Consider the following 12,880-nt stretch of genomic DNA (forward strand, 5'->3'; position numbering starts at 1 on the left):
AACGGATTAATTGTAATTTATTGCATGTAAAACGGTATGGAGGGGTAGAAATATGTTTCAAAGGAAGTTAAGGAGTAGTAGTTTAAAAACAAAGTTACTTGTGTCATTTATTATCATTTTAATTCTTCCAAGTATTGTAATTGGTTGGACGTCTTATCAGCAGGCGAAAACAAATTTTAATGAAACGATTTTAAACTCGGCGAAAGATAATATAAAAATTTTGGATAATGTAATTAATAAGGAATTGGATAGTAAAAAAGTAGATGCAACTTATTTTACGAAATTATTTACACAATCAAGTTACCAAGCGGATCAAATACAAAATATCCAAAATAAACTAGAAGAATATAATAAGTTACATCCGGAAATGGAAGCTATCTATACTGGGTCTAGCAATGGACAATTTATTCAATCACCGGCAATTCAAATGCCGGAAGGATATAATCCTACAGAAAGAGATTGGTATAAAGAGGCAGTGGAAAAAAGCGGAGAAGTGATTGTAACTGCTCCATATAAGTCAAAAACGACAGGGAATACGGTTATCACATTGGCAAAACAAAATGAGGATAAAAGTGGCGTTCTTGGGATTGACTTAATTATCAATAATATTGTAACTACTTCCAAGATGGTTAATATCGGTAAGGAAGGTTATGTAGCGATATTTGATCAAGATAAAAATGTAGTCGCACACCCGACACTGAAGCCGGGTGAGAAGTTAGAAGAGAAACTTAGTAAGGAATTTTATAAACAGGAAGCTGGTGATTTTCATTATTCATTAGATGGTGAAGATCGTAACATTACTTTTAAAACGAATAAGAAAACTGGATGGAAAATAGCGGGGATAATGCCTTCAAAAGAAATTATTCAAGCGGCTGAACCTATTTTCTATAAAACGATAACTGTTATTGGGATTTCATTAATGATTGGTGGGGTTTTAATTTACTTCATAATTGCTTCTATTATTAAACCGTTAAAACAACTTGTTCTATCATCTAGGAAAATTAGTGAAGGTGATTTAACAGAATCTATTACAGTTCATTCTAAAGATGAAATCGGGCAGTTAGGAGAAAGTTTTAATGAGATGGCATCATCATTACATAATGTCATTTCCAATATAAATATTTCAGCAAGTCATGTAGCAGCATCTTCAGAAGAATTAACAGCTAGCATGAAGCAGACAAGTGAAGCGACAGAACAAATTACACAAGCTATAGAGCAAGTGTCGAGTGGGGCTGAAATACAAACGAGAGAAGTTGAAGAAGGAGCGACGTTATTAGAAGAAGTTACAGAAGGAGTTCAGCGTGTTGCTGATAGTTCTTCATTAGTATCAACAGCTTCTATGTATACGAAGAAAAAAGCTGAAGATGGTGGGAAGTTAGTTGAGCAAACTGTGAATCAAATGCAATTAATTCATGAGTCAGTTTCAAATTCAGATAAAGTCATTGCTTTATTAGATGATAAGTCGAAACAAATCGGAGCAATTCTGGAAGTGATTCAACATATTGCAGAGCAGACAAATTTATTAGCATTAAATGCTGCAATTGAGGCTGCAAGAGCTGGGGAGCAAGGAAGAGGATTTGCAATTGTAGCGGATGAAGTGCGAAAATTAGCTGAACAATCAGGACAGTCTTCTACGGAAATTGGAAAACTAGTGAAAGAGATTCAATTTGATATAAAAGAAACGGTAAGCTCTATGAATCAAGTTGGAACAGAAGTACAATCAGGTCTTGTAGTTGCAAATGAAACGAAGCAAAGCTTTGCTGAAATATTGAAATCTACAAATGATACAGTTGTGCAAATTGATAGTATGGTAGAAGTAGCGAAACAAATGACGGTAGATGCCAAACAAGTAAGTGCATCTATTAATGAAATTGCAGCTACGATTGAAGAAAATGCAGCAAGTGTTCAAAATATTGCTGGCTCTTCTGAAGAGCAATTAGCTTCAGTAGATGAAATTAATGGAGCAGCAGTTCACTTATCACAAATGGCAGAAGAATTGCAAGAGATGATTGGCAAGTTTAAAGTGTAATAAAAAATATTAAGAAACGAGGTAGTAATTTTACTTCGTTTCTTTTTTTATGGAGATAAAAATAAAGAAATGTGTAGTAACCGTGTTATGATTAAGTTTAACAATTTAAAAAACTGTATTTTCTTTAAATTCTATCTTTATCCATGTTAGGGGAATGGTTTTGAAATTTAAAAAATTAAAACTACAACCGAGAATTACATTAACTATTAGTACACTTATTCTTGTTGTGCTTTTGTTAACAAGTTATTTGTTTTACTACATATTATCTGAAACAGTAGAAGAGCAAATTGGTAAAAGAGCTTTGCATGTTGCGAAAACAGTTGCAGCTATACCGGAAATCGCGGAAGCTTTTCAAAAAGAAAATCCAGCTTCTATTATTCAACCGATTGCAGAAAAAATTCGAATTGATACAGATGCTGATTTTATTGTGGTTGGAAATAAAGAAGGGATTCGTTATGCACACCCCAAGAAAGACAAAATAGGAGAAGTAATGGTTGGTGGAGATAATAAAGGAGTGCTATTAGAAGGGAAATCTTACGTTTCGAAAGCAACGGGATCATTAGGACCTTCCTTACGCGGAAAAGTTCCAATCCGTAATCAGGATAATAAAATTATTGGTGTAGTATCTGTTGGATTTTCAATGGATGATATTCATGGAGCGGTAGAAGTGTATGGAAAGCGTGTATTTTGGATTACAATAATCGGTTTGTTAATGGGAATAATCGGTTCCATATATTTAGCTGCAAGTATAAAAAGAATGATGTTTGGGATGGAACCAGAAGAAATTTCATCTTTATATGAAGAGCATAGTACAGTGATTCAATCTGTACGAGAAGGGATTATCGTAATTGATAAAAAGGGCATGATTAGTTTAGTCAATCAAGCAGCCTACGATATTCTTTCACTAGACAACCGAAAAAATATCATTGGATCATTTATTTTAAATATAATTCCTAATTCATCCATACTAGATGTACTTCAAACTGGTGAAGAACAGTTTGATCGTCAATTAAATATAAAAGGGCAGGCTGTTATTGCTAATCGTCTACCTATTAAAGTAAATAATAAAGTAACCGGCGTCGTATCGAGCTTACGTTTGAAATCTGAAATGGACCAGTTAACAGCAGAATTATCTCAGACGAAGCAATATACAGAGGCGTTACGAGCACAAACCCATGAATACAACAATTTATTGTATACGCTTTCAGGTCTTATCCAATTAGAGTCATATGAAGATGCTCTAGAGCTCATTCATAAGGAGACGGCGGTATATCAAGATTTTGTTCAATTTATTATGAAGCGAATTCAAAATCCATGGCTAGGTGGAATTTTAATTGGATTTTATAATAGGGCAAGAGAGTTGAAGATTGATTTTGTACTAGATCGAGAAAGTAGTTTAGAAACATTAAGTCCGCATATTGAGAGTAATTATGTCGTTTCGATTTTAGGGAATTTAATTACGAATGCATTTGAAGCAATTGAAAAAAATCAAGAGCATGATAAGAAAGTTAGAATGTTTGTAACAGATATCGGAGAAGAAATATTAATTGAAGTGGAAGATTCGGGGCAAGGGATTCATGATGAAATAATTACTAGCATATTTTATAAAGGCTTTTCAACGAAAGAAGGAGAGAAGCGAGGATATGGATTAGCAAAAGTGAAAGAGTTAGTAGAAGATTTAAATGGAAGCATTGCAATTGAAAAAGGGGATTTAGGTGGTGCGTTGTTCATTATTGCATTACCGAAAGAGAGAGGCGAGTTGTAATGGGTGAGGAGATTGAAGTATTAATTGTAGAAGATGATATTCGGATTGCGGACATTCATCGGCGTTTTACTGAAAAAATTGAAGGATTTAAAGTAATTGGAACAGCAACGACTGGGGAACAAGCGAAGGAATGGCTAGAGCTTGTGAAGCCACAACTCGTTTTATTAGACGTGTACTTACCTGATATACAAGGAACAGAACTTGTCACATATATTAGGCATAATTTGCATGATACAGATATTATTATGATTACAGCTGCATCGGAAACAGATGTAGTAAGGCATGCTTTACGTGGTGGAGTAACTGATTATATCGTAAAACCACTTATGTTTGACCGTTTTAAAGCGAGTTTAGAAAGTTATCAAAAAAAGATTAGGCAGTTAAAGAAAAGCAATCAATTATCTACAGAACAAATTGAACACTTATGGTCTCAAAGAGGTGTGAAGGGAAATACAGTTGAATATGCTCCAAAAGGAATAGATCCTTTAACTTTAGCGAAAATAAAAAAGCATATGTTAACAGTTAATGAAGAAGGAATTACCGCAGAAGTGTTAAGCTCGATGGTTGGAGTAAGTCGATCAACAGCGAGACGCTATTTAGAGTATTTAATATCTGGGAAGAAAGTACATGCAGAGCTTATATATGGAAGTGTAGGGAGACCAGAGAGAAGGTATTTTCTCGTTTCTTCATAACAAAAACAGTAGAGGATTTATTTCTTCTACTGTTTTTTGCGTCTTATATTGGAATAATCCCAATTACAATTCCAGTAATCAACATCACCATTGTCGTTCCAACGGCCCACAATAAAGTGAAGCGTTGATGTTCACCAAAATCAACTTTAGCCATTCCGACCAATAAATAAGTGGAAGCGACAAGAGGACTTAATAAGTGAACGGGTTGACCGAGTAAGGAAGCGCGTCCCATTTCAGCTGCACTAATTCCATAAGTAGCAGCAGCCTTCGTTAAAATAGGTAATACCCCGAAGTAAAATGCATCATTGGACATGAAAAATGTGAACGGCATACTAAGAAGAGCTGTAATAATTGGCAACTGTGGTCCAAGTGCATCTGGTATAAGAGTTACTACACTTTGAGCCATTGTATCTACCATTTTTGTTCCAGATAAAATACCAGTGAAAATTCCAGCAGCAAATACGAGTGAAACAACAGCTAATACGTTTCCTGCATGAGAGGCAATACGTTCTTTTTGTTGTTCTAAGTTTGGATAGTTAATCATAACAGCAATAGCGAAAGCAACTGTAAAGAGAACAGGTAACGGCATAACTTCTAGTATGAGACAGACAAGTAATGTAGCGGTCAATAAAAAGTTAATCCATAGAAGTTTAGGGCGTTTATGCACGGCAGCTTCTACTGTGGCAGCTTGCTCATCCATTGTTTGCATTTGTTTTAAATATTGCACATCCATAATGCCTAAACGTTTTCTTTCTTTTTTTCCAAGATAGTAGGCAACGAAAACTACCCAAATTGCACCAGCGATCATTCCTGGTATAAGTGGTGTAAAGAGCTCTGATGCATCTAGTCCAAGTGCACTCATAACTCGAGCAGTTGGTCCACCCCAAGGTGTAAGATTTGTCACACCTGCCCCTAACATAACAACCCCAGCTAATATAAGTGGATTCATTCCGAGACGTTTATATAATGGGTACATTGCGGAAACAGTAATCATATACGTTGTTGTTCCATCCCCATCTAATGAAACAATAATAGTAAGAATGGCTGTACCAACAACAATTTTTAAAGGATCTCCTTTTACAAATTTTAATATTTTACTAATGACAGGATCGAATAAACCGCTATCGATCATAATTCCAAAATATAAAATGGCAAACATAAGCATAATACCGGTAGGTGCTAATTTTTGAATGCCCTCTAACATCATAGGACCCATGTCTGCATAAAATCCGCCAATTAATGCGAAAGTAATTGGAATTAATATTAATGCTACTAATGCTGACATACGTTTCGTCATGATTAAAAACATAAAGACAAATACCATTGCAAATCCAAGTAGAGCTAACATCCGATCTCCCCCTTAAAAAAATGATTGCGCTTTCAAAACAAAGTAAAAATTCAGAACAATGTTTTTTGTTTATCATAAAAGCATCTATCCAAATGGTAAATAATTTGAAAAATAACACCATTAGAAGCATAATTTTTATTTTGGTCATATTGTTCACGAAGGTAATTTTGAATTTTTAAAAATATAATTTACTTCTAACAAGAGTGATAGAATAAGGTGAAAATAGTGAAGTGCGAAGTAGGGAGTAGATTTTGAATGGAAACGAGAATAGAAGAAGTTTATAGTTCTTATGAGGGGAAGATAGAAGAGATTTTTGTTAATGAATCTTCTTATGTATATGAGTGGGAAAAATTAATGATGGTCCGAAAAAATAATGGTGAGCTTGAAAAAGTCGCGGTCGGTATCAGTGGAAATATAAGATTAGTAAATGTAGAAGTTGGGCAGAAAATTAATACAGATACATTATTAGTTAAGTTAGAAGATGATTTATTAATTACAGGCTGTGAATGATGAAAGATGTGTAGAAATAGCTACACATCTTTTTTGTTTTCTATATTACAAAAAGCACATTGTTTTTTCACAAATCCCACACAAGTTTTTGATATTCTCCTTGTGGAGTATACGGTTTTTAGGGAGGAATAGTGATGAGAATAAAGTATGTTGTGCTTGCTATATGTTTATGTTTCTTATTTACGATAGTGGGGTGTGGGAAAAAGGGAACAACAGCTGTGGCAATTGATGAGAAACATGATAAGTGTGATATTTGCCAAATTGGGGTAACGGATAATCAATTTGCAACAGAAATCATTTTAGAAAATGGAAAAGCGTTAAAGTTTGATGATATTGGTTGTATGTATAAATGGATGGAGATTAATCCAGGCGAAAAGACGAAAGAAAAATTTGTTCGAGATTATGATTCGAAAGATTGGGTTTCGTTAGAAGACGCTACTTACGTATATGATAAAACAATAACGACACCAATGGCTTATAATGTCATTTCATTTAAAAATAAAAAAGATGCAGAGAGCTTTGTATCTAACTATAAGGGTAAGGTTCTTTCGTATAAAGAGCTAGCAGAGCATAAATGGGAAATGAATAAAGAAATGATGGGGAAACCGAAAACAGGGAATCACGGTGGGCATCATTAATACTAGAAAAAGACAACTATATAGTTGTCTTTTTCTAGCATTACTCAGGTGCAAATATAGAAAAGGTGTAAAATTTTTAGAAGAACGGTTACAATGAAGTATAGTGACCTAAAGCAATCATTTATCCCGCATTAACGGGCAGTAAGATCCCCACCTCAAAATTTAGTGAAAGCAAAGAAGTTAGGTGGAGATCAACTGCCCGTAAAAGCCCGATTGGTTCAACTAATAATTAGTGGTAGATGAACAAAACCCCCACTAATTAAAGTTTCACTTTATGTACTTTTTAGAAATGTATACAAATGCGGTTAAAACGTGCTAAACTAATTGCTTCATAATGTTAATGATGAGGCCATCAGGCGTATCATTCCAATAGGTTGAGAAACATAGGATAAGCTTAAGATAATCCGATTAAAGAAGGAATATAAAGGGCTTATGGATAAATGTACTCAAGAAGAGTTATTGTATGTGATGGAGGAATGGTTAAGAAAACATTATCTTTCATAGGAGCTGTAGTTGTGAGAAAACAAAAAATTTTATTATGTATGTTATTAGGACTTTTAATGACGGTAGTGGCTTGCGATAAGCAAGAGGAACCAGAATCGAAACCGGTTCATGTGAAAAACGAAAAGAAAAAAGAAAAGCATAAAGAACAAGAAGAAGTTAAAGAAGAAAAAAGTATAAATTTACTGGACAAACAGTTGTTACTTTCAGCGACTCTTGGAGACACAGAGACAGCTATGAAGTTGATTCAGGATGGAGCGAATATAAACGTAGAAGGTGACAACCGAGAAACCCCTATCCTTGCAGCAACGTACCAAAATCATGTAGAGACAGTTAAAGCATTAATTGGTGCAGGTGCAAATATTGAAGTCAAAGATGAGAAACAAAGCAATCCATTCCTTTATGCAAGTAGAGAAGGGTATACGGATATTGTAAAAGTATTAATTAATGCAGGAGTTAATACGAAAGAAACGACTAAGTCAGGTGGCACAGCACTCATTTCTGCATCTGAGCGTGGTCATGTAGAGGTTGTTAAAGAATTATTAGAGCATACAGATATTGATGTGAATTATAAAAATGAACGTGGTGGTACAGCTTTAATAGAAGCAATTGTATTGGGAAATGGTAGTGAAAGCCATAAGAAAGTAATTCAAATGCTTATTGACCACGGGGCAGATGTAAATATGGCCAATAAGGAAAATATTACGCCGCTGCAATATGCTGAAAAAAGAGGTTTTAAAGATATTGCGAATGTGTTGAGAATAGCTGGTGCGAATGAAGTAGTGCAGCCGCAACCACAATCGGTGGAATAATAAGAAAAAGACATAAAGAGTACGAAATAATCCCATTTAGATAGACAGAATGAAGAAGTCATTTTAGTATGATTGATTCAGTAATGTGTATTTAAATGGGATTTTTGTTTTGAACATCAGAAAATAGAGTATGAATGGATGGTATATGGAGGCTACACAGGGTAATGAAGGAGGGCATAAATGCGATTTTCAGAACTTGAGTTAATAGTAATTCAGGCAGAGGTTTTATTTGTTCATAATCAAGTGGGAAGAATAAAGAGTGTAAATGAACAGGGAAATCCGAAAGCACCACGTTTTTTTCTTAGCAAAACTCTTGAAGGGAATATAACGAGATATCATTGTAGTCTGGATGGTGAAATAATAAGTAAGATTGAGAAATTAATTCGAGAACGTTCAAATCACATAGAGATAGCAAAGATCATGAAAGTATTAAATGAAGAGAGAACGGTAGAGAATATTTGGATGGGTCCTGCTTACATGTTTCCAAATAATTCAAATGAGCCGACTAGGGTGATACAAATAACAGAGAAGAATAAAGAGCTCATGCGAGAAAATTTTCCTAATCTAATAGAACAGATGGAATGGAGGCAACCTTATTTTGCAATTGTTGAAAATGAACAAGTCGTTTCTATATGCTGCAGTGCAAGAAGTACGCCTATAGCTACTGAGGCAAGTGTGGAAACTGTAGAGGGCTTCCAGGGAAAGGGATATGGTGCTGATGTCGTTAAAGCTTGGGAAATGTCAATAAAAGAAGAAAAACGTATTCCGCTTTATAGTACCTCTTGGGATAATTGTGCTTCACAAGCAGTGGCGAGAAAACTAAAACTTATTAACTATGGAATGAATTTACATATTGATTGAAATGTAAATATTGTTGTGTTCTGTTAGAGTTTATTCGTATATCTGGATTATTGTAAAAAACAATATGGTGAATATTAACATTCGATTAACACCTAATTAACAATTTATCAAAACTGACTTAATAAATGCGTAATATAGTAAAGGTAACAAAATAACTAGGGTAGAGAACATTTGAGAACACCCGCTTACATATAACGTGCCACTTTCTTAGGTGTGCTCTATTCCCTAGAGTTCAAATAAGGAGAAGGGTGTTCTATGTAAGTAGGTGTTTTTAGTTTGGATAAAAATAGAAAAGCTAGGTGGAATAAATGTTTAAAGAACCTCATATCGCGATGATAAAGGATTGGAAAGGGTATAAAGCATACAAAAAATTACCGAAAACAGTTTTTCTTATGACTGGTTCAATGCTGGAGTTACCAGAGCGTGTATACGAATTACAGAAACATGGACATGATGTATTTCTTCATTGTGATTTTATACAAGGCTTAAATACGAACACAGAGGAAGCCCTTTTGTATATTCAAGATGTTATCGGAGCACAAGGTATTATTTCAACAAAAGGTTCGACAATTCGAAATGCCAATAAAATTGGATTAAAAACGATTCAACGAATTTTTATTGTCGATACTTTATCTCTTACAAAATCAATTGAAAATTGTAAAACGACTAAACCAAATGCGGTAGAGATTATGCCTGGAATTATGCCTTCTATTATAAAACAGCTAGCAGAGAAAATAGAGTTTCCTATTATTGCAGGTGGATTGATTCAAACGCGGGAAGATGCGGAAATTGCCATTCGTGCGGGAGCAAGTGCGATTTCAACGAGTCATTATGAAGTATGGATACAAGAAGAAAAAAGGAGTGCAACCTTGTGATCGAATTGAAAGATGTTTCAAAGATATATATAAATGCGGAAGAGACAGCGGTTAAAGATGTATCGGTTCATATTAAGAAGGGAGAATTTTTCGTTTTAGTTGGACCTTCGGGATGTGGAAAAAGTACATTACTACGAATGATCGCTGGCTTAGAAGAAATCTCTTCGGGAGATTTAATGATTAATGAACGTGTTGCAAATAATTTAGAGCCGAAAGACCGTAATTTATCAATGGTATTTCAAAATTATGCATTATATCCACACCTAACTGTAGAAGAAAATATTTTATTTGGACTTAAGGTAAGGAAGGTACAAAAAGAAGAGCGACAAAAGCGATTAATAGAAGCTATTGAAATGGTAGGGCTGAAAGAGTATGTGAAAATGAAACCGGGCCAATTATCAGGCGGACAAAGACAGCGTGTTGCGCTTGCCAGGGCGATCGTGAGTCAAGCACCGATTTGTTTAATGGATGAACCACTTTCGAATTTAGATGCGAAATTACGTGCGCAAATGAGGATTGAAATTAGAGAAATTCAGCAACGACTCGGAATTACGATGATTTACGTTACTCACGATCAAATAGAAGCGATGACTATGGGAGATCGTATCATGGTCTTGAATAAAGGAAGTATACAACAAGTTGGAATACCTCTTGATATATACAACGAACCAGCAAACGAATTTGTTGCAAGTTTTATAGGTTCTCCTTCTATGAATATAAATGATGGAGAAGTGGATAAAGAAAAAGGCGTATTACATATAGGGCAATTGCAAATTCCATTATCTATTGGACAGTTAAAGCAATTACCAGCAGGGACAATTCGAATAGGTATGCGTCCTGAGCATATTGCATTGTCTGAGGCAGGACAAGAAGTTACGCTGCAATCTGTAGAAGTATTAGGGAATGAGTCTATATTAAACTTTGCGGTAAATGGAACAACTTGGAGTGCGAAAGTCATCGGACAGTTAATCCTGAACAAAGGTGACAAAGTAAAATTATTATTCTCGCAAGAAAAACTATGTTTCTTTCACCAAAATAAGAATGAACGATTAAAAGTGGTGGCTGAAGAAGAGTTGAAAGTGGTGGCGAAATAATGATTGAAGTAGGGAAGTTACCAGTTCAAACAGCAGTGTCAAAAAAGAAGAGTTTATGGGGCAGAACGAAAGATTTAAGAATAGGATTATTGTTTTTGGCTCCATCTATTTTGTTATTTTCAATTTTTCTTTTCTATCCATTGTTTAGGACGATTTACTATAGCTTTTATTTAACAGATATACACGGAGAAGCCAATCTTTTCGTTGGCTTAGAAAATTATCAATATTTATTTTCTGATCCTGCTTTCTACAAAAGTATAAAGTCAACTTTATTATTTGTTTTATATACAGTGCCTACTAGTATTGTATTCGCCTTATTTCTTGCATTAATTGCAAATGAAAAAGTAAGAGGTATTGGATTGTTCCGTGTTCTCTTTTCTTCAACGATGGGAATATCAGTAGCTGCTAGCGCAGTGATTTGGCTATTTTTATTTCATCCAAGTGTAGGGTTATTTAATAATATATTAGCCGCTATGAATCTTCCGGCAATCGCATGGTTAACGAGTCCGGACTGGGCACTGTTTTCTGTATCGGTTACAACGGTTTGGGTGAATACAGGATTTGCATTTTTAGTTATATTAGGTGGTTTGCAAAATATTGATACGTCTTTATATGAGAGTGCATCTATAGATGGTGCTAGTTATTTATATAAGCTTCGCCGCGTTACATTACCGATGCTATCACCAACTTTATTCTTTATCGTGACAGTAACGTTAATTAGTGCATTCCAAAGTTTTGGACAAATTGATATTTTAACGCACGGTGGACCGAATGATGCAACGAATTTAATTGTGTATTCGATTTATAAAGAGGCATTTGTGAATCATCAATTTGGAACAGCAAGTGCACAAGCGATGGTATTATTTGTTTTCATTTTTATTGCTACATTACTTCAATTTAAGTTTGCTGAGAGAAAGGTGCATTATAAATGATCGTTAAACAGTGGAAACAAAATTTCCTATTATACATGCTGCTCATTATTAGTGCAGTAATGGTGTTTTTTCCTGTACTCTATGCGTTTTTAATAAGCTTTATGACACCAGATGATATTCAAATGAGAAGGTTATTTCCGACCCAATTTACTTTCGATAATTTTATGAATATCTTTCGAAAAGTACCGCTTTTTACATACTTGTACAACAGTTTAATTGTATCGACGATTGTTATGATTGGACAACTTATCGTATCCAGTTTAGCAGCTTATGCTTTTGTTTTTCTTCAGTTTAAAGGGAGAAACGTAATTTTCTTCTTGTTTATTTCAACGATGCTTATTCCGTGGGAAGCAACGATGGTACCGAACTTTTTAACGATTCAAAACTTTGGTTGGATCAATAGCTTTGCTGGGATGACAGTGCCATTTTTTGCAACAGCTTTCGGTATTTTCTTATTACGCCAACATTTTATGACGCTTCCGAATGAATTGAAAGAAGCTGCTTTTATTGAAGGGATTGGAAATGTAAGGTTTTTATTCAGCGTTGTAATTCCGTATTGTAAAACGAGTTTTATTACGCTTGGAGTATATAGCTTTTTAACAACATGGAATATGTACTTGTGGCCGCTCTTAGTGACCACTGATGAAAAAGTCAGAACAGTTCAAATTGGTGTGAAGCAACTTCAATCTCAAGAAGTTGCAACTGATTGGGGAAGCGTAATGGCCGGTGTTACGGTTATCGTCATTCCAACGTTGATTTTACTATTTTTAGTGCAAAAGCAATTACAACAAGGATTAACAAAAGGTGCAATTAAATAAGCATA

General features: G+C 34.7%; 12 protein-coding genes and 1 pseudogene. 12 read left to right on the top strand and 1 reads right to left on the bottom strand.

Translation table 11 applies throughout. From position 1 onward, the window contains the following. Window positions 1-52: 52 nt before the first annotated feature. From G9F74_RS30580 to G9F74_RS20895, 4 genes and pseudogenes are all read left to right on the top strand, one after another. Window positions 53-1,087 (top strand): annotated as a pseudogene (locus G9F74_RS30580) (HAMP domain-containing protein); the annotation flags it as partial. A gap of 81 nt (window positions 1,088-1,168) precedes the next feature. Continuing rightward, complete coding sequence (locus G9F74_RS30585) at window positions 1,169-2,029, top strand: methyl-accepting chemotaxis protein (protein ID WP_370512681.1); 861 nt, start codon at window positions 1,169-1,171, stop codon at window positions 2,027-2,029. Window positions 2,030-2,189: 160 nt separating this feature from the next. Further along, window positions 2,190-3,794, top strand: coding sequence for an ATP-binding protein (locus G9F74_RS20890; protein WP_000669467.1), 1,605 nt, complete (start codon window positions 2,190-2,192; stop codon window positions 3,792-3,794). Continuing rightward, entirely contained in the window at window positions 3,794-4,486 is a 693-nt protein-coding gene (locus G9F74_RS20895; RefSeq protein WP_000503458.1) for a response regulator, read from the top strand. The genes G9F74_RS20890 and G9F74_RS20895 overlap by 1 nt, the downstream gene beginning before the upstream one ends. Window positions 4,487-4,529: 43 nt before the next feature. On the opposite strand, the gene G9F74_RS20900 is transcribed toward G9F74_RS20895, so the two are convergent. Then, window positions 4,530-5,834 carry a CitMHS family transporter gene (locus tag G9F74_RS20900; protein WP_016107489.1) on the bottom strand — a complete coding sequence of 435 codons (1,305 nt, stop codon included), beginning with the start codon at window positions 5,832-5,834 and terminating at the stop codon, window positions 4,530-4,532. 255 nt (window positions 5,835-6,089) lie between these two features. Between G9F74_RS20900 and G9F74_RS20905 the strand changes: the two genes are divergently transcribed. The 8 genes from G9F74_RS20905 to G9F74_RS20940 all read left to right on the top strand — a co-directional run bounded on the left by G9F74_RS20905 (window position 6,090) and on the right by G9F74_RS20940 (window position 12,875). Continuing rightward, window positions 6,090-6,344 carry a hypothetical protein gene (locus G9F74_RS20905; RefSeq protein WP_000450026.1) on the top strand — a complete coding sequence of 85 codons (255 nt, stop codon included), beginning with the start codon at window positions 6,090-6,092 and terminating at the stop codon, window positions 6,342-6,344. A gap of 134 nt (window positions 6,345-6,478) precedes the next feature. Continuing rightward, window positions 6,479-6,982 (top strand): nitrous oxide reductase accessory protein NosL, encoded by a 504-nt coding sequence (locus tag G9F74_RS20910; protein WP_001220934.1) that lies wholly within the window; start codon window positions 6,479-6,481, stop codon window positions 6,980-6,982. A gap of 440 nt (window positions 6,983-7,422) precedes the next feature. Next, window positions 7,423-8,295 (top strand): ankyrin repeat domain-containing protein, encoded by an 873-nt coding sequence (locus tag G9F74_RS20915; protein WP_016107490.1) that lies wholly within the window; start codon window positions 7,423-7,425, stop codon window positions 8,293-8,295. A 180-nt stretch (window positions 8,296-8,475) separates the two neighbouring features. Next, entirely contained in the window at window positions 8,476-9,156 is a 681-nt protein-coding gene (locus G9F74_RS20920) for a GNAT family protein (RefSeq protein ID WP_016107491.1), read from the top strand. A 308-nt stretch (window positions 9,157-9,464) separates the two neighbouring features. Then, window positions 9,465-10,031 carry a glycerol-3-phosphate responsive antiterminator gene (locus tag G9F74_RS20925; RefSeq protein WP_000471996.1) on the top strand — a complete coding sequence of 189 codons (567 nt, stop codon included), beginning with the start codon at window positions 9,465-9,467 and terminating at the stop codon, window positions 10,029-10,031. After that, window positions 10,028-11,125: an ABC transporter ATP-binding protein gene (locus tag G9F74_RS20930; protein WP_016107492.1), complete on the top strand. Its 1,098-nt coding sequence runs from the start codon at window positions 10,028-10,030 to the stop codon at window positions 11,123-11,125. Before G9F74_RS20925 ends, G9F74_RS20930 begins: the two co-directional genes overlap by 4 nt. Next, window positions 11,125-12,057, top strand: a complete 933-nt coding sequence (locus G9F74_RS20935; RefSeq protein ID WP_000573572.1) for a carbohydrate ABC transporter permease — start codon at window positions 11,125-11,127, stop codon at window positions 12,055-12,057. Before G9F74_RS20930 ends, G9F74_RS20935 begins: the two co-directional genes overlap by 1 nt. After that, window positions 12,054-12,875: a carbohydrate ABC transporter permease gene (locus G9F74_RS20940; RefSeq protein WP_016107493.1), complete on the top strand. Its 822-nt coding sequence runs from the start codon at window positions 12,054-12,056 to the stop codon at window positions 12,873-12,875. The genes G9F74_RS20935 and G9F74_RS20940 overlap by 4 nt, the downstream gene beginning before the upstream one ends. Window positions 12,876-12,880 lie beyond the last annotated feature (5 nt).

It is taken from the genome of Bacillus sp. EKM202B, assembly GCF_011066025.1.
GTDB lineage: Bacteria > Bacillota > Bacilli > Bacillales > Bacillaceae_G > Bacillus_A > Bacillus_A toyonensis.